The sequence below is a fragment of the Agrobacterium sp. H141 genome (genome assembly GCF_057158725.1).
In genome coordinates, this window is record NZ_CM169893.1 from 3,330,079 (window position 1) to 3,351,016 (window position 20,938).

Here is a 20,938-nt window from a genome sequence, read left to right on the forward strand (position 1 = left end):
CTCTCCTTCAATTGTCCATACGGATAATTTATTGACCCACGGGTCAACAATTGATCTTTCCGGTAAATTTGTCAACATGGGGCCCAAATGGGAAAGCCTGCGATGAAATTGACAAGGATCAGCGTGATCAGGCGGCAAGAGCTAAGGCTTGCCGCTTACGAGGTGTTACAGCGTGAGGGGATTGCCGGCGCGACGCTGGAGAAGGTGGCTGCCCATACGAATTCGTCCAAGGGGATCGTGCTGCACTATTTCCGCAACAAGCAGGAACTGTTCGAGCAGGCCATGCGGGAGGCCAATTCGCAGCTGCGCGACGCTGTGTCCGCACGGCTGAAAATTGCAACGACACCGCAGGAACGGCTGAACGCCGTGATCGAGGGCAATTTCGAGGAGCGGTTCTACCAGCCGGCCACCTGCCATGCCTGGCTCTCGCTTTGCGCGGAGGTGCCGCGCGTGCCGCAGTTTGCGCGTATCCAGAAGGTGATCCATGCCCGCATGCGCTCCAATCTTCGCTCCGCGCTCATGCATCTCCTGCCGAAAGCGGAATGCGAAGAGGTCGTGCTGGCACTGACCACGCTGATTGACGGGCTGTGGCTGAGGCTCGGTCTCGACAGTGGCGGGATTACCAGACAGGTGGCTCTCGATCAGATCCACTCCTATCTCGCCCATCGCCTGCCCGGCGGCTGGCCTGTTGCGCCGAAAGCGTGAGGACCTCTTATCGGGCCGGTTCCGCGTTCACATCATTGTGGGATCATGCACCGCAATTTGGCCGTTTTCGACCTCACAGTTCATGCGCTTTCCTCACTCAGGCGGTCCCATGCGCATCTTGAAAATTCTGGTTCTCGGGTTCTCGGTCATCTTCCTGCTGCCAAGCCTTCTGTCGGCTGCGATCTGGATGACAACGGAGCATCCGGAAAACTGGCGCGCGGCCAAGTGGTCGTCGTCAGGGCTGCTGCCCGAGGCGACCTCCGACGACGAGGCTGCGGTCTATATTCTGTCTGCCAAGACCGGCGGGCTCAAGGGTGCCTTTGCAAGCCATGCCTGGGTGGTGGTGAAGCCGAAGGGCGCAAGCTATACACGCTATGACAAGGTGGGCTGGGGCTCGCCGATCCGCCGCAACAATTATGCGCCGGATGCATTCTGGTATTCGAATGCGCCGGTCATCGTCACGCAAGCGCATGGAGAGAGAGCCGAAGCCCTTATTCCCAAGGTCGAACGGGCCATCGCCGATTATCCCTTCGCCATGACCGGCGGCTACCACATCTATCCGGGGCCCAACTCCAACACCTTTGTGTCGCATGTGCTGCACGCGGTGCCGGAGCTCGATGCCGTTTTGCCATCGGATGCGGTCGGACGCGACTATCCGAGCGATGGCCAGCTGTTGAGCTTTGGCGCGGACGGACGGGATTTTCACATCAACTACAAGGGCTTGATCGGTCTCGCGGCAGGTGCGCGCAGCGGGCTGGAGTTTCAGCTTCTGGGACTGGTGGCCGGTATCGATCTTTCAGCCCCGGGTCTGAAGGTGCCGGCCTTCGGCACGATCCATTTCTGAGACAGCCAGGCCCAGAAACAGGAAAAGGGCCGCCCAAGGCGGCCCTTCCATGAGTTTGGTCCCATCTGCGGACCCGGATCATCAGAGATGACCCGAAGGAAGGCGGGTTAGGTCGAGGGCTGCCCCGTCAAAACCAGTACCTTTCCCAAGTCAGCAATGCGGACCGAAATCTCATTAGACATTGGATCACCTTCCTTTCGTTTCGTTGATACTGATGGAAAGGATAGGCTGGAAAACGGAATCCGGCAAGCCCTTGCTGCTAAAGTCTAATCACGCTTTTTTTCATACGCTTACACGAAGGAATCGGTGCGCGCCGGAAGCGCTGGCACATCGATATGATCGGGCTTGAGGCCGGCCCTCGCCCGGACGGCCATCATCTCATATGCGGTTTCCAGATGACGGGCAAAACGTTCGTTGTCGAACAGTGGCGCTGTAAAGCGTGCAGCCTCCATGCGGGCACGAATGGCAGCCAGTGCCTGCGGGTCTGCGGCAAGGCGTGCAGCTTCCGCCACCAGCGCTTTCTCGTCATCCAGAACGAGTTCGGGAACACCAAGCGCCGTCAACAGACTTTCCGACACGCGACCGGCAAAGGCCGTGCCTTTGACCGTAATGACCGGAAGACCCGCCCACAGCATATCCGACGTGGTCGTGTGGCCATTGCAGGGAATGGTATCGAGCGCCAGATCGGCCAGCGGCAGCCGGTTGATGTGATCGGGATATGGGGCGCGTTCGGCAAAGATGATCCGGTCGCGCGAAATGCCCTGTTCGGCAAAGGCTGCGGTCAGGTTGCGGCGCGCCAGTGGATTGTTGCACATGACCCAGAAAACCGAACCCGGCACTGCATTCAACACCTCGGCCCACATATCGAAGGTGCGCGGTGTGATCTTGAAGGTGGCATTGAAGGAGGCAAAGACGAAGGCATCGTCGGGCAATCCTGCCTGCCTGCGGCTCATACGTTCCGGCTTTGGCCGGGTTTTCCAGTTATTGGCCTGATAGCTTTCCGGCAAGCGGCAGAGCTTTTCGGCCCAATGGGGCTTGCTGCTGTCAGGCGTCACGATCGGATCGGTGATGGCGTAATCGAGATCGATGCCGGCGACGGAGCCCGGAAAACCGAGATAGGTTGCCTTGATCGGTGCATCCGAGCGGTTGACGATGCCAAGCCGAGCGCCGAGCGTATGGCCCTTGAGATCCACCAGGATATCGATGCCGCGTTCGCTAATCAGGTCCGCCACCGCATCATCGGACAGATGGTCGATGGTGACGACCGCCTGGCGCAGATGTTGCGGCCATGCATCCCGATGATGAGCGACGCTTTGCTCTCCGTAACACAGAAGCACGATGTCAAACTTCTCCAGATCGTGCTGCGCCATGGCCTCCATAAACAGCGTCATGGTGGCGTGATCGAAAAAGTCGTTGGAGAGATAGCCGATGGTGAGCTTGCTGCCGGCCGGCGAAATCGCGCGGCGCTCGCGCTTGAGCCTTTCGAGGTTCGCACTGTGGGTCCGGGTATCCTGGCTTGGACGGGCATTGATGGCCTCATCGCCACACCAGAGAAGACGGCCAAGCGCGGATTCGGCCGCGATCTGGCGCATGACGACCGGCGCATCCGGCGTTTCCAGTTGACGGTCATGCTCGCGCAGTGCTGCGAAATCGCAGATTTCGCGCGCCACCACGTAACGTGACATATGCAGGAAGGCGTTGTGGGGCTCTGACGCAATCGCCGAATTGAGCTCGTCATAGAGTTCCTCGAGACGGCCGGACAAACGGTAGTAATTGATGATCAGTGCCATGTGGCGGTCATTGCTGCGCTCGAGCTTCGCGATGATCGGCGACATGTCGCCACGCAGGCCGTTACCAAAAAAGACACTGCCGACCAGATAAGCCAGATCGCTGTCGTTTGGGTTGAGCGCCACGGCGCGCGGTCCATCGGCAATCACGCGATCAAAGCGGCGGGCGTCGTGAAAAAGGGTGACGGCCAGCTTCATGAAACCGGCGGCCTTGTCGTCTTCGTAGCTGCCAGCCCTGGCAAAGGCGTCTGCTGCCGGCAGGCGCTCGCCGAGCTTGTACTGGATGGAGCCGATCAGTGCCTGCACACCACTCTCGTGCGGCCCGGCCTTGCCCACAGCCGACTGCGCAAATTTCAGCGCCTTCGGCAATTGGCCCGCCTTGTATTCCTTGAGCGCGCGCTGAAAATCGGTGTTCATCCTGGCATGTCCTTCCACACTCCGTCTGCGCGCAATTGGCGAACACCGCGCGGACGGCGACAGCTTGCTGTACAGATTGCTCGCGCGGGGAAGGTTATCGAGCGACCGTTGCACGAGGCTGGCGTGATCGGCAGATAAGCAGATGCGAGCGGGACAGAGATATCAGTCGAAGGACAGAACAATCTTGCCGATATGTTCGCTTGTTTCCATCAACTTATGGGCCTCGATCACCTGATCGAAGGCAAAAACCTTGTGGATCACGGGGGCGACATCGCCTGTCTCCAGAAGCGGCCAGACTTCCTTGACCAGATCATCGCGGATGGCCCGCTTTTCCTCCGCAGTGCGCGGGCGCATGGTGGAGCCGGTCACCGTCAGCCGCTTGACCATGATGGGCGCGAGATTGGCCTTTTCCGCCACCGCACCGCCGAGAAAGGCGATGATCGACAGGCAGCCATCCTTGGCAAGGACGGAGAGATTGCGGTCGAAATAGGCAGCCCCGATCATGTCGAGCACGGCATCGACGCCACGTTTGTCGGTATGCTCCCTGATGACCTCGACGAAATCCTCGGTCTTGTAGTTGATCGCCCTGATGGCGCCGAGATCGACGCAGGCCTTGCATTTGTCGTCGCTGCCGGCCGTGGCGTAGACCGTTGCGCCAAAGGCCCTGGCAAGCTGGATTGCGGTCGTACCGATGCCGGATGTGCCGCCGTGAATGAGCACGCTTTCGCCATCGGTCAGACCGGCCATCTGGAACAGATTGGCCCAGACGGTGAAGAAGGTTTCGGGCACGGCTGCGGCCTTCACCGCATCATAGCCCTTCGGCCAGGCCATGGCCTGACCGGCTGGCACCAGACAATATTCGGCATAGCCGCCGCCATTGGCGAGCGCGCAAACCTTGTCGCCAAGCTTGAAGTCGGACACGCCCTCGCCGACGGCCACCACCTCACCTGCAACTTCGAGGCCAAGTACCGGGCTTGCATCCTTGGGTGCGGGATAGGTTCCCTGACGCTGGGCCACATCCGGCCTGTTGACGCCAGCCGCTTCGACCTTGAGCAGCAATTGGCCGGCTGCGGGTTTCGGCACAGGCATTTGCGAAAGTCGCATGACATCCGGCGCGCCGAAATCCTTGAGGTCTACAAATCGCATGGTTTCGGGAAGCGTCATCGGGGGGCTCCTTTGTTCGCAAGGTCAGCACACACTTAGGGTGCGTTACCCCGCTTGAAAAGAAGGCTCATTGACGCGGACGGTCAATCACGCCGCTTCTTCGCCCATGGCGAAACTGTCGATGAAGAGACCACTTTCACTTTCCTTGGCCTTTTTCTTGATGCGGGCGATCACCGCACTGACGCGACTCACATCGTCCATCACAAGCCCGTCCGGCAGTGCCAGGACCGCGATGGAGCAGCGCATCAGCGGGAAGGTTCGTTCATGACCGTTGCGATCCTTGCCGTGAATGAAGCCGTTACGGCGTTCTTCGTGTCCGTAAAGCGTGGTGACATCGTCGTGGAAATCGCTGAGCAACCGGTCGAGGATCTCGGTCAATTCCTCTTGCGTCCAGCCGCGCACGCCGATGAAGAAATCATCGCCGCCGACATGGCCCAGAAAATCGCCCTCGGAGAAGAAGTAGCGTCGCATGAGAGCGGCAAACAGGGTGATGGCGTGATCGCCGATATGGAAGCCGTAGTGATCGTTGAACGGCTTGAAATAGTCGAAATCGCAATAGCAGAAAAAGCGGGTTTCATCTCCGTCGCGTACGACATCCTGCATGAAGTCGCGAATGGCGAGATTGCCCGGAAGGCCGGTCAGCGGGTTTTGATCCTGCGCCACCTTCAGCTGCTTTTCGTTGATGACGCGGATCAGTGACCCTGCCGAGACGACACCGGCATAGCGCATGTTTTCCGTGAGGATCACGCAGTCGGAGCCATCCATATTGGCAAAGATCGACATGAGCCGTTCGGCATTGGTATCGAGCCCGACGATGGGCGCGCGGGCGACGAATTGCGAGACGGTACGCTCATATAATTTGTTCTTCAGGAGGTCGCGGCCGAAGGGATGGTAGATATATTCCTTCAGGTGATGCTCGCTGATGGTGCCGCGCGGCTCGCGATTGGCATTGAGGACCGGAAAGAAGGTCTGGGTGGGATTGCGCCGGAACAGATCGAAGACCTGGTCGATGCTGTCATTTTCATAGACGATCGGGCGGTTCTCGATTTCCTTGCGGATCAGGATCTCATCCAGAGACTGGCTGGAGCGGCGCACCTTGCCGAGATCCTGCAGATGCGGAAAGGCCGGCTTCAATTCATTGAGATGCGTGGTCGGTCGGGCGATGAACCAGCCCTGCACCAGATCGACCCCGAATTCCCGGCAGACCAGAAATTCCGCTTCGGTCTCGATACCCTCGGCAATCACTCTTACGCCCAGAACATGGGCGATGTTGACGATGTTTCGCACAAGGTGGCGCTTGCGCGGGCTGGAATCGAGATTGCTGATGAAATGGCGGTCGATCTTCACATAGTCGATCGGATAGTCGCAAAGCAGCTTCATCTCGCCATGACCGACGCCGAAATCGTCGATGGCCAGCTTGAAGCCGGCCTTGCGCATGGCGTCGATGAGCCCGTTGAATTCCGGATGACCGGTATTGTCGAAACGCTCGGAGAGTTCGAAGCAGATCGATGAGGGCGGGATGCCGGATGTCTTCAAATGCTGGGCCAGAACCTCGATCATCTCCTGCCCTTGCGGGATCAGCCTGACATCGAGATTGAGAAAGAGTGTCGAGCTTGTGTAATCGGGAATGGTAATGAACTTGGCCAGCGCGCGGCTTGCCACCATCTGTTCCAGCGCCAGAAGCTGGCCGGACGACTGGGCACTGTCGAGAAGATCGATCGGGTTTGCAAAGCCGATGCGATCCTGTCCGCGCATCAGCGATTCATATCCGAAGACATCGCCGGTGCCGACTTCGACAATGGGCTGAAAAGCGTTTTCCACCACAAGCTTGGCAAGCGATAATAACTGGTCGCTGGCAAATCGGCGCAATACACCCGCTTCAACCGCTTCCGCAACCATTTCGCTCTCCAAATATCTTTGTTTTTTATGGCCTTATCCTGATTTCTAATCCTCAAGGAATCCTTTCCCGTTCATGACGATCTGATGAAAGTTTTGTGACGATTGGTGGGGTGCTGTTCAGCCGATCAATTCGGTTATACAGCGAAAGAGACTGTGAACGCGCGACATCTACCCATTGCGGAGAGATCGGCAGAGCGTGCCCGAGGAGGACGACATGACACTGAACAACAAACTCCTGCTGATCGTTCTGGATGGCCAGCCGTGGCGGAATGCCCGCAGGCTGATGGGCAATCTGGAAGGCTGGGTGCAATCCGGCGAAGCGCGGGTGTGGAAGATGCGCTCGGTGCTGCCATCCACCTCGGCGTCCTGCTACGCCTCGATCCATACCGGGGTGCCGCCGCAGGTGCACGGCGTCTTGTCCAATGACGTTGTTTTTCGTGTGGAGCAGCCAGACATCTTCTCGGAAATTGCCAAGGCTGGCGGCAAGTCAGGCGCGGTCGCGCATTCCTTCTGGTCGACGTTCTTTCAGCGTGCGCCCTTCGACATGGTTCGCGACATCGAATATGACGAGGTGGACGGGCCGATCCATCATGGCCGCTTCCACACCATGGCCGGCTACAACCACCAGAACCAGATGACGCCGAGCGATCTCGACCTGTTTGCAACGCTGACCATGCTGACGGAACGGTTTTCCATCGACTACGGCATTCTCCACACCTGCACGCTGGACAGTATGGGCCACCGCTACGGCCATGATTGCACCCAGATGGATGCTGCCTGTTTTACCATCGACGCCCAGCTTGCCGCCTTTCTGCCGCGTTGGCGAAGGGCTGGATATGAGGTGATCGTCACTGCCGATCATGGCCAGACAGATCGCGGCCATCATGGCGGTCATGACGACGAAATGCAGGATTTCGCCTTCTACTGGTTTGGCGGTGGCGAAGGGCCGGACAAGGATACCCTGCTCGATCAGCTTCAGCTCGCCCCGACCGTGCTTTCGCGTCTCGGCGTGCCGCTGCCTGGCAGCATGACGGCAAAGCCGTTCCTGCGCTAGGACACGAGAACAACCGGCAAAGACGCCCGGGTTGATGTCCTGTCGACACATCTCGCGCGTCTCGGCGTCTTGAGGCAGCAAAACGCCCCTGCTGGCACAAGCAGGTTTGCTCCCTATCGGGGAAAATCCGTTGCAAGACTTGCCTTTCAACCCCGTTTCGTGTTTTTAATTGACTAATCAATCAATAAAAAATCCGGAGACCCGATGCCCAAAGTCGGAATGGAACCTGTTCGTCGAAAAGCCCTGACCGATGCCGCCTTGCGCGCAATCGGCCATCATGGCTCGCTTGCAGTGACCATGTCGGAGATCGCCAAGGAGGCGGGCGTGTCGCCTGCGCTGGCGCATCACTATTTCGGCTCCAAGGAGCAGTTGCTGGTCGAGACCATCCGCGAATTGCTTCGCCGTCTGCGGCGCGATGCGGTGGTCGCACTGGAGCGGACGGTCGACCCGCGCGCTCGGATCTCGGCGGTGATCAAGGCGAGTTTTGCAACCGAACAATTCGCGCCAGAGACGATTTCGGCCTGGCTTGCCTTTTATTCGGAAGCACAGCGTTCGGAACAAACCCGCAAGCTGCTCGTCATCTATGCAAGGCGCCTTCGCTCCAACCTCCTGTCTGCCCTGAAAATGCTCTGCCCGCCCGATGACGCGGCCCGAATTGCCGAAGGCGCAGCCGCGATGATCGATGGACTTTACCTGAGGCAAAGTCTCAAATCGGCACCGATCTCGATCAAGGCGTCGATCGCGCTGACCGAAGACTACATCAATGCCCAACTCGCTCCCTTTTCCAGGAATCCATTGCCGTGACAAAGCCGAATATTCTGATCATCATGGTCGACCAGCTGAACGGAAAGCTTTTTCCGGACGGCCCGGTAGACTGGCTGCATGCGCCGAACCTGAAGGCGCTGGCCGCCCGTTCCGCGCGCTTCAAGAACAATTACACATCTTCGCCGCTGTGTGCGCCGGCGCGTGCCTCCTTCATGGCCGGACAATTGCCGAGCCGCACGCAGGTTTACGACAACGCTGCCGAATATGTGTCGTCGATCCCGACCTTTGCCCATCACCTGCGCCGCGCCGGCTATTACACCGCGCTATCGGGCAAGATGCATTTCGTCGGCCCTGACCAGCTTCATGGTTTCGAAGAGCGGCTGACGACGGATATCTATCCGGCCGATTTCGGCTGGACACCGGATTACCGCAAGCCGGGCGAGCGGATCGACTGGTGGTATCACAATCTCGGTTCCGTCACCGGTGCAGGCGTTGCCGAAATCTCCAACCAGATGGAATATGACGACGAAGTGGCGTTTCTGGCCAACCAGAAACTTTATCATCTGGCCCGCGAAAACGACGATCAGGGCCGCCGCCCCTGGTGCCTGACTGCATCCTTTACCCATCCGCACGATCCCTATGTCGCGCGGCGCAAATACTGGGACCTCTATGAAGACTGCGAACATCTGCTGCCGGAAATCGGCGAGATCCCGTTCGACAGCCAGGACCCGCATTCGCAGCGCCTGATCCATTCCTGCGACTACGACAAGTTCAATGTCACGGAAGAAGACGTGAAAAACTCACGTCGCGCCTATTTCGCCAATATCTCCTATCTCGACGACAAGGTGGGCGAACTGATCGATACGCTGACGCGTACGCGGATGCTGGACAATACCTATATCCTGTTCTGCTCCGACCATGGCGATATGCTTGGCGAACGCGGCTTGTGGTTCAAGATGAGCTTCTTTGAGGGCTCGGCGCGCGTACCGCTGATGATATCCGGCCCCGGCATTGAGCCGGGCCTGTTTCAGGTGCCGACCTCGAACCTGGATGTGACCCCAACGCTTTGCGATCTGGCCGGTATTTCCATGGACGAGATCATGCCCTGGACCGATGGCATGAGCCTCAAGGGCGTGATGAACGGTGAAAAGCGCACCGCGCCGGTGTTGATGGAATATGCCGCTGAAGGCTCCTATGCGCCCATGGTGGCCATCCGCGAGGGCAAGTGGAAATACATTCATTGCGCGCTCGATCCCGACCAGCTTTTCGACCTCGAGGCCGATCCGCTGGAGCAGAACAATCTGGCGACAGACGAACGCCATGCCCCCGTGCTGGTCTATTTCAACGCCAAGTGTCGCGCCCGCTGGGACATGGACGACTTTGACGCAGCCGTGCGCGAAAGCCAGGCGCGGCGCTGGATCGTCTATGAGGCCCTTCGAAACGGGTCCTACTACCCCTGGGATCACCAGCCGCTGCAAAAGGCATCGGAGCGCTACATGCGCAACCACATGGACCTGAACATCCTGGAAGAATCCAAGCGCTATCCGCGAGGAGAATAACTATGCAGACCCAACCACCCGGCTCCCATTTCATCGACGGCGAATATGTCGAAGACAAGAACGGCACCGTTATCGAGAACATCTATCCGGCATCCGGTGAAGTGATCGCGACACTTCATGCAGCAACGCCGGCCATCGTCGAAAAGGCGATCGCCTCGGCCAAGCGTGCGCAAAAGGAATGGGCCGCCATGAGCCCGACGGCCCGTGGCCGCGTCCTTCGCCGTGCCTCCGAGATCATGCGTGAACGCAACAAGGAGCTGTCGGACCTCGAGACGCTGGATACCGGCAAGCCGATCCAGGAAACCATTGTCGCCGATCCGACCTCAGGCGCCGATTCGCTCGAATTCTTCGGTGGTGTCGCACCGGCTGCGATGAATGGTTCGCATATTCCGCTTGGGCAGGACTGGGCCTATACACGACGCGTGCCGCTTGGCGTTTGCGTCGGCATCGGTGCGTGGAACTACCCCCAGCAGATCTGCTGCTGGAAGGCGGCACCGGCGCTCGTTGCTGGTAACTCCATGGTGTTCAAGCCATCGGAGGTGACGCCTCTGGGCGCCCTCAAGATCGCCGAAATCCTGATCGAGGCCGGCCTGCCGAAGGGCGTGTTCAATGTGATCCAGGGCGATCGCGATACCGGCCCGCTGCTGGTCAATCACAAGGATGTCGCCAAGGTATCGCTGACGGGCTCGGTGCCGACAGGCCGCAAGGTAGCAGGCGCTGCCGCCAGCCAGTTGAAGCATGTGACGATGGAGCTGGGCGGAAAGTCGGCAATGATCGTCTTCGACGATGCCGATATCGAAAGCGCCATCTCCGGGGCCATGCTCGGCAATTTCTATTCGACCGGACAGATCTGCTCCAACGGTACCCGCGTGTTCGTGCAGAAAGGTATCAAGGAAGCGTTCCTCGCTCGCCTGAAGGAGCGCTCGGAAAAGATCCTGATCGGCGACCCGCAGAAGGAAGAGACCCAGATGGGTCCGCTGGTTTCCTGGTCGCAGCGCGAAAAGGTGATCGGCTATATCGAAAAGGGCAAGGCCGAAGGCGGTCGTCTGGTCACCGGCGGCGGCATTCCCAACGATGTTTCCGGCGACGGCTATTATGTGCAGCCAACCGTGTTTGCCGACTTGACCGACGACATGACCATCGTTCGCGAAGAGATCTTCGGTCCGGTGATGTGCGTTCTCGATTTCGACGACGAGGCCGAAGTGATTGAACGGGCCAATGCGACCGAGTTCGGCCTGGCCGGTGGCGTCTTTACCGCCGACATGACCCGCGCACACCGCGTCGTCTCAGAACTGGAGGCCGGAACGGTGTGGATCAACACCTATAACCTGTGCCCGGTGGAAATGCCGTTCGGCGGTTCGAAGCAGTCAGGCTTCGGGCGCGAAAACTCGCTCGCCGCGATCGAACATTATACGGAACTGAGAACGGTCTATGTCGGCATGGGACCATGCGAGGCGCCGTATTGATGCAGAGGTCAGTCGCCGATATCGACCACGATGTCGTCGAGATCGACCTTGAGCGCATTCGCGATGCGCTTGAGGACGTCGACCGAGCCCGTCTTCTTGCCCTTTTCGATTTCCGAGAGATAGGGCTGGGAGATGCGGGCGGCGAGCGCAAGCTCAGAGACGCTCATTCCGCGATAACGGCGGAATGTACCGATACGGCTGTCCGTCTCCCACAGCTCATAAACAAGTTCTGCGGGCCAGGTTTCTTCACCTGCCTCCACCCGCGCCATGGTCCGGTGAGCGGCCAGAGTGTCCAGAAGATCTTCATATTCTTCCTCGGGGACGAGGACATAGGACTGCCCCTCGATTACGGTCTTTTGCAACGGCCCCATGGTTCACTCCTTGTAGATGCCGCCGCCTGGACCGGCTTCGATCACGATGACCAAAGCCTCCTGCTCATCAACGATCACGCGGTCATCGCCGACCCGGATACGCAGCAGCTGACTTCCCTTGAGTTTCTTGACATCGACGAGCTCACCGCGGGCAAAAGCATCCACCTTGAAACGGATTGCAATACGCCGTTTCGGCTGCATTCGATCCAGTGCTTTGCTTGCTGCCTTGGTGTAGCGCACAAGTTTCATTTCGCAAATATAGCTTACAGCTATAATTGCGTCCATTTGACGAGGGTTTTGCAATGAACCAGGCAGATTACATCATCATCGGTTCCGGCTCCGCAGGGTCGGCCATGGCCTATCGTCTTTCCGAAGACGGCAAGCACACGGTCATGGTGCTGGAATATGGCGGGTCGGATTTCGGACCGTTTATCCAGATGCCGGCAGCTCTTGCCTGGCCGATGAGCATGAAGCGCTATAACTGGGGTTATCTGACCGAGCCGGAACCGCATCTCAACAACCGGCGCATTACCGCGCCGCGAGGCAAGGTGATCGGCGGATCGTCCTCGATCAACGGCATGGTCTATGTGCGCGGTTCGCAGGAAGATTATACTCGCTGGGAGGACAATGGCGCTGCGGGCTGGGGCTATGCGGATGTGCTGCCCTATTTCAAGCGGATGGAAAACTCCCATGGCGGTCAGCCGGGATGGCGCGGGACCGACGGGCCGCTGCATGTTCAGCGCGGCCCTGCCAAGAACCCGCTGGTGCAGGCCTTTGTCGAGGCCGGCAAGCAGGCCGGGTTCGAGACGACGGAAGACTATAACGGTGAAAAGCAAGAAGGCTTTGGCCTGATGGAGCAGACCATCTGGAAGTCACGCCGCTGGTCTGCCGCCAATGCCTATCTGAAGCCCGCCTTGAAGCGGCCCAATGTCGAGCTGGTGCGCTGCCTTGCCCGCAAGGTGGTGATCGAGAACGGCCGCGCCATCGGTGTCGAGATCGAACGCGGCGGCAAAATCGAGGTGGTGAAGGCCAATCGCGAAGTGATCGTTGCAGCCTCGTCGTTCAACTCGCCCAAACTTCTGATGCTTTCCGGCATCGGTCCGGCATCGCATCTGAAGGACATGGGCGTCGAGGTAAAGGTTGACCGTCCGGGCGTGGGCGCCAATCTGATGGATCACCTTGAATTCTATTTCCAGCAGGTGTCGACCAAGCCGGTCTCGCTCTATTCCTGGCTGCCCTGGTTCTGGCAAGGCGTGGCCGGCGCGCAATGGCTGTTTTCCGGCAAGGGCCTTGGCGGTTCGAACCAGTTCGAAAGTTGCGCCTTCGTGCGCTCGGCGCCCGGCATCAAGCAGCCGGACATCCAGTTTCACTTCCTGCCCGTCGCCATTTCCTATGACGGCAAGGCAGCGGCCAAGAGCCACGGCTTCCAGGTTCACGTCGGCTACAACCACTCGAAGTCACGCGGCAATGTCACGCTGAAATCCTCCGATCCGAAGGCCGATCCGGTGATCCGCTTCAACTATATGAGCCACGAGGAAGACTGGGTGAAGTTCCGCCACTGCGTGCGGCTCACCCGCGAACTGTTCGGTCAAAAGGCGTTCGACGATTTCCGCGGACCCGAGATCCAGCCGGGCGAAGACGTCCAAAGCGACGAGCAGATCGACGCCTTCCTGCGCGAGCATCTGGAGAGCGCCTACCATCCCTCGGGCACCTGCAAAATGGGGGCAAAAGACGATCCGATGGCGGTGGTCGATCCGGAATGCCGGGTGATCGGCGTCGACGGTCTTCGGGTTGCCGACAGTTCGATCTTCCCGGATATCCCCTATGGCAATCTCAACGGCCCGTCGATCATGACCGGCGAAAAAGCCTCCGATCATATTCTGGGACGTGCACCGCTGCCCCGCTCGAACCAGGAGCCCTGGATCAATCCACGGTGGGAGACGAGCGACCGGTAGGCGGCGCTGATTGCCCTTGCTTGCTTGATGCGTGCGACCGCGCCCTTGCGCATGCATCAAAGCCTGTAGGGAATTCGGATACCGGGGTGAGTTTCCCTGAAATCCTTGCGGTTGCGCGTGACCAGAATGAGATTGTCGACCTCGGCGCTCGCCCAGATAATGGCGTCGGGTAACCTTATTTTTTCGGCTTTCCGGATTTTGACTGCTTGCTCAGCGACTGACTGGTCGATGGCAATGATGTCGAAGTCCGACAGGTAGTCTCGTGTGCGTTCGGAGACGGCAGGAGCGGCCCCAACCATAACGTCCACCCAGGTGATCACACTAATGGCTTTTGCGTCATAGCGCGCCAGTTCAACCCGCGCCTCATCCCGACCGTTGAGGTAGTCAATCAGGATATTGGTGTCGAATAACGCCTTCACCATTCAGACCGGAATTGCTGCCGATATTTCAGCCCATCTACAGGCTCGCTTCTCCAAAGGCGGAATGCGTCGGCTGCATCCAGTTGCCGCTTGCGCGCCAGAAGATCGGCGACCGCCTGGCGAACCAGAGCTGCGCGCGACAAACGCTCCCGCTTGGCGAGTTGATCCAGGGCGCTCAGGTCATCCTCGCCAATATCCACAATTGTCCGCATCTCATTCTCCGTCATCCGATGACGAGGCATGATGTCAAGGTTGCCGCATATCTCAATTCATCGGTTGGTTCCTGTTCATCGACAAGAATTTTTGCCAGCGGGTTGCAATGAAAAACCACGAGGAGGATAAGGGTTCTTAACTTCCTTTCTTCACGATTGGATTGCGTCAGTCCGCCCGGCCTGACGGTCAATTTCATTTTGTTTGCGTAAAGACGCCACACCATGCCCACGAGTTACAAGAAGCTGAAGATGCTGCGCCGGTCCCGGGTGATGTGGGGCTCCTGGCGGGTCTGGAAGCCTCGCGCCGTTTTCTGGGCCGGTGCCCTCGCCATTGGCGTGATCAGTGTCGTCTTCGCCCACATGGCCGACGTCGCGCAGAACCTGTTTCACGGTTTGCTCGACAGTGGAGAATCCACCTATCTGCTGCCGCTGATCCTGACACCTGTCGGTTTTGCATTCTGTTCCTGGCTTGCCTTTACCCTTTTCCCGGCGTCACAGGGCTCCGGCATTCCACAGGCGATTGCCGCCCGCCATCTGCGGCGCGACAGCGAACGGTCGAGACTGCTGTCGCTGAGGGTTGCGGTTGGCAAGATCATGCTGACCATCGTTGCCCTGTTTTGCGGTGCCTCTATCGGCCGTGAAGGTCCGACGGTTCAGGTGGGTGCATCGATCATGATGATTGCCGGGCGCATTGGCGGCATGGCGCAGGCGCAAGGGTTGATCCTTGCCGGTTCAGCGGCCGGTATTTCAGCGGCCTTCAACACGCCGCTTGCCGGTATCGTCTTCGCCATCGAGGAGATGAGCCGAACCTATCAATCGCGCGCGAACGGTCTGGTGCTGACCGCTGTGATCCTGTCGGGTCTGTCGGCGCTTGGTCTCGTTGGAAGCTATACCTATTTCGGCTCTGCCAGCATCACAGTGGTGAAACCCGCGGAATGGGCAGCGGTGATCATCTGCGGCATCGGTGGCGGCGGACTGGGTGCCCTGTTTTCGGCCGGATCGCTCAGCGCATCGCGGCGCATCCGCCGCTGGGCGCAGCCCGATCCGATCAAGCGTATGGTCGGCCTTGCTGCTGCCTGTGGCCTGGCCGTCGCTGTCATCGGCGTCATCGGTCATGGCAGCACATTCGGAACCGGCTATGAGCAGGCCCGCAGCGCCATTGAAGGCGATGCCCTGCCGTTTAGCTATTTCCTGGAAAAATTCGCGGCGACTTTCCTGTCCATGGCATCCGGTATTCCCGGCGGTATTTTCGCACCATCGCTTTCTGTCGGTGCCGGCTTCGGCAGCACGGTCGGGCAGATGCTCGGTGTCTCCATCGGCCTTGCTGCCGTGCTTGGGATGGCCGGATATTTCGCAGGCGTCGTTCAGGCGCCCATGACGGCATTCGTGATCATTCTGGAAATGACCGATAGCCATGAAGGCGTGATTGCGCTGATGGCGGCCTCCATGCTCGGTTATCTGACCTCGCGCATGTTTGCGCCGGAACCGCTCTATCACGGTCTTTCCCGCGCCTGGATTGCCGAGGGCATCCGCATGCAGCGCGCGATGGCCAAGGTGGACGGTGACGACACCGAAGCAGCGACCAAGCCCGACGCCCAACCGGAGCGCTAGATCCTCTCAGGGATTAGAGGCCACACGCTGGCGCAGTCTGTCCAGAATGTGGTCGGCAATCAGTTCGTATTTGCCGTCGAAGTGGTGACCGCCCGGTCGCTGGATGATTTCGCCACCTTGTCGTTCAAGCGTCCCGAGCGCCAGGCACCCGCTTTCGGTCTCGGCAACGCCGTAGACGCATTGCAATTTTCCCGCCGGCATGGCCTTCACCAGATCATCGACCGGATCGCCATACTTCCCCTCGCCGGACATACCGAGCCAGCCGGTGACGGCGATCTCGAAGTCGGCACTGCGCGACAAGGCCAGAAGGGAAACGAGTTTCACATCGTCTCTGATATCCTCTTCCAGTTTTGCGAATGCGGCGGGCAGTATGTCGGCACCGAAGGAATAGCCGACCAGGGCGACTTGCGATACGCCGTAGCGCTTGCGATAGGCCTTGATGATGGCGGTCAGATCGGTCGCCGTCTGTTGCGGTGTTTTCTCGCTCCAGAAATAGCGCAGACTATCGACGCCGACGACCGGAACACCGGCCTGTTGCAGGAAGAAGCCAAGCTTGCGGTCGATATCGCGCCAGCCGCCGTCTCCGGAATAGATGATGGCAAAGACGTCGTGGCCGGCGTCTGCCGGAAGCTCGACGAGCGGCAGGTCGAGCGCGACATTGGCACCCGCAAGGCTCGCGGATACAGCATTCAGAGCATCGGCCAGAACTGCTGCAGGGCGACCCTCAGCCTGAACCACCGCCACATCCGGATGGCTGGCTTGAAGCCGTGCGGCATGGCGACGGCCAACTGCGCTGGCAGCATGCGTCAGCGCGATGGTGACGGGATCAGGGAGCAGCCCTTTGGTCAGCCCATAGGCGATCCCATTGCTTGACGGCGTTTTGGGTGCCGGGGTGCAGAGCGGTTTTTCCAACGGAACGACACTGCCTGGATCGACAGCGATGGTGGCCGATATGGTGGAGACAGGGGTCTGCGCCGCTATGGCCAGCGCCAGTGTTGCGCCTTCTCCCATCCCCGCCACGACAGGTGGGCGATAGGTTTCGATAGCGGCCAGGCGATGCAGTTGCTTGGAGATGCGCTCGATATCGGAGACCAGATAGAGGCACGATCTCTCTTCCAGAGCCAATGCGCGATAGTAGGCCGGAAGATCGACACCCACGGTCACGACCCCCTTATCGGCAAGCATGCCGGCTATCGAAGTCTCTGCCGTTGACCAGCCCTCCTCGCCCGACAACAGGACCACAACGGCGCGGGCCTGATCGCGCGGATAATAAATGCGGTCGAGCGGCAGGCTGGTCGCCGTCAGCGTTTCGGACGTTGCGGACGTTTCGGCGAAAACCATTGGCGCCATCAGGAGCCAAGCCGAGGAGACTGCGACCAGGACTTTTTTCATCGCCTCAGGACACCCCGCAGACCACCTCCGATCAGGAGGGTGACGTCAAGCAGCGCCGCCATTGGAAATGCGCTGCCGGCGACCGCCAGGTAGCGTGGCTTCCATGCGGGGTCGAATTTGGATTTGAAGGCCTGGACGCCACGGAAATTATAAAAGCGCTCGCCATTTTCGAAGATGCGATTGCCGATATGGTTCCACAGAGGGCGTTTGCCGTGCACATCCAGCCCGGCAAGCGGTGCCATGCCCATGTTGAGACTGCGAAAGCCTTGAGCCTGCAGATGCAGCATGATGCGCACGAATAAGAGATCCATGGCACCGCGATGGATGCCGGGACGATTGCGCATGAGATCGATGAAGGCATCTCCGCCGCTTACGGCCGTCAGAATATTGGCAAAGGCAATGATCACTCCTTCGTGGCGAATGACAGCCACCGGACCGGACTGCACATAGTTGCGCTTGAAGGTGCCAAGGGAAAAGCCCTTCTCGCCGGCATTGTGCGCGGCAAGCCAGCTATCGGAGACTTCGGACAGTTCATCCAGCACTGCGGGCACAGCTTCCGCTGCCAGCATTTCGAACTCCAGGCCGTCGCGTTCTGCGCGATTGATGGAGCGGCGCAGTTTCAGCCAGTCGCCGCCGGCCAATGTGAAGGTGGACAAATCGACCACAGCCTGTTCGCCGAGCTTGTAGGTCTTCAGCCCCATATCGGCGGCCACCGGCATGAAGTCGGGCGAGACCTGATAAAAGACCGGGCGACAACCCGACTTTCTGGCATGGGCGATGAATTTTCGCGTGAGCGCCTGCCATGCAGACTGGTCTCCCACCGGATCAAACAGCGATACCATGGAGCGACCGCGGCGGGCATACATGATGAAGGCGTTGCCGCAATCGGAAAACAACACGGTCTTGTCACCCAACCGGACCAGGCCTGCGGCGGCATTTGTCTGGCGGCCCAAGATTTCCACGGCGCGCGCAATCTCGTCTTCGCTTGGCGGCAATTCGCGCCGGCGCGGCAAGCGCACGAGTTTCCGGCCGGCAACGGCGCCGGCGACGACGGCCAATCCGACACCGCCCGTGGATTGCGGCAGCAGACGGGCAGAGATGAACCGCGACGTCGCGGCCATAATCCCGTCATTGAGAATAAACTCGGCACCGAGTGCCGTCGCACTCGATAGCGCCACGAGTGCGCCTCCGACTTTTGCGGCTTGACGCCGCCGCCTTGCATGACCAGTGCCCACGATCTCTGCCGTGCCGGATGAAAGACCATCCGATTGTTGTTGTTTGGACGTCAACGCCACCATCAAAGCCTCAATAAGAACGCAACTCAGCCTGCACGCCAAAGCGTGCCGTCGGGTGGTTTTGACATCAGGATGTGAATTCTTTTTTAAAGCATCTGCTAAAATAAAATTAGCTAGCGAACATATTCGCGATTGCTGTCATTCGGGGCGTGTTTTTCCCGTCATGCGGCAATGCGAGACAGATTTGCTCAGCGTTTGAGCGAATCTGAACGGCTATTTCTGTCCGTTTGTCCGCGCTGCTGGGATAATCCGCTGACGATGGACGCAGGATGATCCAATGACATTGCACAGCCGAGAACAAACAGCAGCAGCGCTTGATGAACAACTGGCAGCCCTCGATCTTGCCGGTCGACTGGCGCTTGTTGCCAATCTCGGCGGACGGGCCGTCTTTACCACCTCGCTTGGCATCGAAGACCAGGTGATCACGGCGGCCATCGGCCTCGACCGCTTGCCCATAACCGTCTCCACGCTGGAAACGGGTCGCCTCTTTGCCGAAACTCTGGCGCTGATGAATGAGACCGAAGACCGCTTCGGTATCGAGATCGAGCGCTACCGCCCCACGCAGGACGACATCGATACATATGCCGCCAAATACGGCCTCAACGGTTTTTACGAAAGCGTCGAAGCGCGTCACGCCTGCTGTCATGTGCGCAAGATCGTGCCGCTTTCCAAGGCTCTGGACGGTGCCTCGGTCTGGGTCACGGGCTTGCGCCGCTCGCAGTCCGGCAACCGCGCCAACACGCCGTTCGCCGAATATGACAGCGAGCGCAATCTCATCAAGGTGAACCCGCTGGCCGACTGGTCCATCGACGATATCAATGCCTATGTCGAAGAGCAGGCCGTGCCGACCAATCCGCTGCACAAGCGCGGCTATCCCTCGATCGGATGCGAACCCTGCACCCGCGCCATCAAGCCCGGCGAGCCTGAACGGGCTGGCCGCTGGTGGTGGGAAAACGACGAGAAACGCGAATGCGGCCTGCATGTGCCGGAAGCCGCTGCATCCTCACCCAATTCAAGCTCACTCTGAGACAGGCCGTTCGGCCACAAGACTGGAATTCAGTTCATGGACACCCTGCATCATTCCGAATTCGATCCACATTCGAAAGACGCCCCGACCAAGCCGCCGCTCGATCCGCATCTGAAGGCGCTGGAAAACGAGGCGATCCATATCTTTCGCGAGGTGGCTGCCGAGTTCGACAAGCCGGTGATGCTCTATTCCATTGGCAAGGACTCCTCCGTTCTGCTGCATCTGGCGCGCAAGGCCTTTTATCCCGGTCGCGTGCCCTTCCCGCTTTTGCATGTGAACACCGGCTGGAAGTTTCCGGAAATGATCGGCTTTCGCGACGAGATCGCCAAGCGCTACGATCTGGACCTGATCGAACACAAGAACCCGCGCGGCGAGGCCGAGGGTATCACGCCGTTCAGCCATGGGTCATCGCTCTATACCGACATCATGAAAACCGAGGCGCTTCGGCAGGCCCTGGATGCCGGCAAATATGATGCAGCCTTTGGCGGTGCACGGCGTGATGAAGAGGCAAGTCGCGCCAAGGAACGCATCTATTCCTTCCGCACGCCCGATCATCGCTGGGACCCGCGCAACCAGCGCCCGGAACTCTGGAACATCTATAACGGCATGATCCGTCAGGGCGAAAGCGTGCGCGCCTTCCCGCTGTCGAACTGGACCGAGGTCGATATCTGGCGCTACATCGAGGCGGAAAACATTCCGCTGGTGCCGCTCTATTATGCCAAGAAACGCCAATATGTGGAGCGCGACGGCATGCTGGTCTGGGCGGAAGATCCACGCTTCGAGGCTCTGCCCGATGAACAGATCCAGGAAGGCATGATCCGCTTTCGTACCCTCGGCTGCTGGCCGCTGACGGGCGCGATCCGTTCCACTGCCACGACCCTGCAGGAAGTGATTTCCGAGCTGGAAATTGCCACGGTGTCGGAACGCCAGGGCCGCGCGATCGACCGCGACCAGTCCGGCTCGATGGAAAAGAAAAAACGCGAAGGATATTTCTGA

The 20,938-nt window shown here is 59.3% G+C and carries 20 protein-coding genes; 10 read left to right on the plus strand and 10 right to left on the minus strand.

The window, feature by feature from the left end:
• Nucleotides 1–102 precede the first annotated feature (102 nt).
• A complete protein-coding gene (betI, locus tag ACWPM9_RS15635; RefSeq protein ID WP_484755732.1) occupies nt 103–705 on the plus strand; it encodes a choline-binding transcriptional repressor BetI in 603 nt (200 codons plus the stop codon).
• A gap of 109 nt (nt 706–814) precedes the next feature.
• A complete protein-coding gene (locus tag ACWPM9_RS15640; protein WP_484755733.1) occupies nt 815–1,549 on the plus strand; it encodes a DUF3750 domain-containing protein in 735 nt (244 codons plus the stop codon).
• A 290-nt stretch (nt 1,550–1,839) separates the two neighbouring features.
• On the opposite strand, the gene ACWPM9_RS15645 is transcribed toward ACWPM9_RS15640, so the two are convergent.
• The 3 genes from ACWPM9_RS15645 to ACWPM9_RS15655 all read right to left on the minus strand — a co-directional run bounded on the left by ACWPM9_RS15645 (nt 1,840) and on the right by ACWPM9_RS15655 (nt 6,816).
• On the minus strand, nt 1,840–3,753 hold the full coding sequence (locus tag ACWPM9_RS15645) for an O-linked N-acetylglucosamine transferase, SPINDLY family protein (protein ID WP_484755734.1): 1,914 nt from the start codon (nt 3,751–3,753) through the stop codon (nt 1,840–1,842).
• A gap of 162 nt (nt 3,754–3,915) precedes the next feature.
• Nucleotides 3,916–4,917 (minus strand): NAD(P)H-quinone oxidoreductase, encoded by a 1,002-nt coding sequence (locus ACWPM9_RS15650; protein ID WP_484755735.1) that lies wholly within the window; start codon nt 4,915–4,917, stop codon nt 3,916–3,918.
• An 87-nt stretch (nt 4,918–5,004) separates the two neighbouring features.
• Nucleotides 5,005–6,816 (minus strand): bifunctional diguanylate cyclase/phosphodiesterase, encoded by a 1,812-nt coding sequence (locus tag ACWPM9_RS15655; protein WP_484755736.1) that lies wholly within the window; start codon nt 6,814–6,816, stop codon nt 5,005–5,007.
• Between the two features lie 214 nt (nt 6,817–7,030).
• Here ACWPM9_RS15655 and ACWPM9_RS15660 point away from each other — a divergent pair, with 214 nt between their 5' ends.
• The 4 genes from ACWPM9_RS15660 to betB all read left to right on the plus strand — a co-directional run bounded on the left by ACWPM9_RS15660 (nt 7,031) and on the right by betB (nt 11,660).
• Complete coding sequence (locus ACWPM9_RS15660; RefSeq protein ID WP_484755737.1) at nt 7,031–7,870, plus strand: alkaline phosphatase family protein; 840 nt, start codon at nt 7,031–7,033, stop codon at nt 7,868–7,870.
• 204 nt (nt 7,871–8,074) lie between these two features.
• On the plus strand, nt 8,075–8,674 hold the full coding sequence (gene betI / locus ACWPM9_RS15665) for a transcriptional regulator BetI (protein ID WP_428185532.1): 600 nt from the start codon (nt 8,075–8,077) through the stop codon (nt 8,672–8,674).
• Complete coding sequence (betC, locus tag ACWPM9_RS15670) at nt 8,665–10,194, plus strand: choline-sulfatase (RefSeq protein ID WP_484757666.1); 1,530 nt, start codon at nt 8,665–8,667, stop codon at nt 10,192–10,194. Before betI (ACWPM9_RS15665) ends, betC begins: the two co-directional genes overlap by 10 nt.
• A gap of 2 nt (nt 10,195–10,196) precedes the next feature.
• On the plus strand, nt 10,197–11,660 hold the full coding sequence (betB, locus tag ACWPM9_RS15675) for a betaine-aldehyde dehydrogenase (RefSeq protein WP_484755738.1): 1,464 nt from the start codon (nt 10,197–10,199) through the stop codon (nt 11,658–11,660).
• An 8-nt stretch (nt 11,661–11,668) separates the two neighbouring features.
• On the opposite strand, the gene ACWPM9_RS15680 is transcribed toward betB, so the two are convergent.
• Both ACWPM9_RS15680 and ACWPM9_RS15685 read right to left on the minus strand, forming a co-directional pair.
• Nucleotides 11,669–12,031, minus strand: coding sequence for a helix-turn-helix domain-containing protein (locus tag ACWPM9_RS15680; protein WP_484755739.1), 363 nt, complete (start codon nt 12,029–12,031; stop codon nt 11,669–11,671).
• A gap of 3 nt (nt 12,032–12,034) precedes the next feature.
• Nucleotides 12,035–12,316, minus strand: a complete 282-nt coding sequence (locus ACWPM9_RS15685; RefSeq protein WP_484755740.1) for a type II toxin-antitoxin system RelE family toxin — start codon at nt 12,314–12,316, stop codon at nt 12,035–12,037.
• Between the two features lie 17 nt (nt 12,317–12,333).
• Here ACWPM9_RS15685 and betA point away from each other — a divergent pair, with 17 nt between their 5' ends.
• A complete protein-coding gene (gene betA / locus ACWPM9_RS15690; RefSeq protein ID WP_484755741.1) occupies nt 12,334–13,986 on the plus strand; it encodes a choline dehydrogenase in 1,653 nt (550 codons plus the stop codon).
• A 56-nt stretch (nt 13,987–14,042) separates the two neighbouring features.
• Here the strand turns inward: betA and ACWPM9_RS15695 are convergent, their stop codons facing one another.
• From ACWPM9_RS15695 to ACWPM9_RS15705, 3 genes are read right to left on the minus strand one after another with little or no spacing between them, the layout of a single operon-like run.
• On the minus strand, nt 14,043–14,408 hold the full coding sequence (locus ACWPM9_RS15695; RefSeq protein WP_484755742.1) for a PIN domain-containing protein: 366 nt from the start codon (nt 14,406–14,408) through the stop codon (nt 14,043–14,045).
• Nucleotides 14,402–14,617 carry a ribbon-helix-helix domain-containing protein gene (locus ACWPM9_RS15700; protein WP_484755743.1) on the minus strand — a complete coding sequence of 72 codons (216 nt, stop codon included), beginning with the start codon at nt 14,615–14,617 and terminating at the stop codon, nt 14,402–14,404. The genes ACWPM9_RS15695 and ACWPM9_RS15700 overlap by 7 nt, the downstream gene beginning before the upstream one ends.
• Before the next feature lie 11 nt (nt 14,618–14,628).
• On the minus strand, nt 14,629–14,814 hold the full coding sequence (locus ACWPM9_RS15705) for a hypothetical protein (RefSeq protein WP_484755744.1): 186 nt from the start codon (nt 14,812–14,814) through the stop codon (nt 14,629–14,631).
• 25 nt (nt 14,815–14,839) lie between these two features.
• Here ACWPM9_RS15705 and ACWPM9_RS15710 point away from each other — a divergent pair, with 25 nt between their 5' ends.
• Nucleotides 14,840–16,228 carry a chloride channel protein gene (locus tag ACWPM9_RS15710; protein WP_428185539.1) on the plus strand — a complete coding sequence of 463 codons (1,389 nt, stop codon included), beginning with the start codon at nt 14,840–14,842 and terminating at the stop codon, nt 16,226–16,228.
• A 6-nt stretch (nt 16,229–16,234) separates the two neighbouring features.
• On the opposite strand, the gene ACWPM9_RS15715 is transcribed toward ACWPM9_RS15710, so the two are convergent.
• Both ACWPM9_RS15715 and ACWPM9_RS15720 read right to left on the minus strand, forming a co-directional pair.
• Nucleotides 16,235–17,620, minus strand: coding sequence for a virulence factor family protein (locus tag ACWPM9_RS15715; protein WP_484755745.1), 1,386 nt, complete (start codon nt 17,618–17,620; stop codon nt 16,235–16,237).
• Nucleotides 17,617–18,918 carry a phosphatidylglycerol lysyltransferase domain-containing protein gene (locus ACWPM9_RS15720; protein WP_484755746.1) on the minus strand — a complete coding sequence of 434 codons (1,302 nt, stop codon included), beginning with the start codon at nt 18,916–18,918 and terminating at the stop codon, nt 17,617–17,619. The genes ACWPM9_RS15715 and ACWPM9_RS15720 overlap by 4 nt, the downstream gene beginning before the upstream one ends.
• Before the next feature lie 274 nt (nt 18,919–19,192).
• Here ACWPM9_RS15720 and ACWPM9_RS15725 point away from each other — a divergent pair, with 274 nt between their 5' ends.
• Nucleotides 19,193–19,942 (plus strand): phosphoadenylyl-sulfate reductase, encoded by a 750-nt coding sequence (locus ACWPM9_RS15725; RefSeq protein ID WP_484755747.1) that lies wholly within the window; start codon nt 19,193–19,195, stop codon nt 19,940–19,942.
• Between the two features lie 36 nt (nt 19,943–19,978).
• Nucleotides 19,979–20,938, plus strand: a complete 960-nt coding sequence (cysD, locus tag ACWPM9_RS15730; protein ID WP_428185543.1) for a sulfate adenylyltransferase subunit CysD — start codon at nt 19,979–19,981, stop codon at nt 20,936–20,938.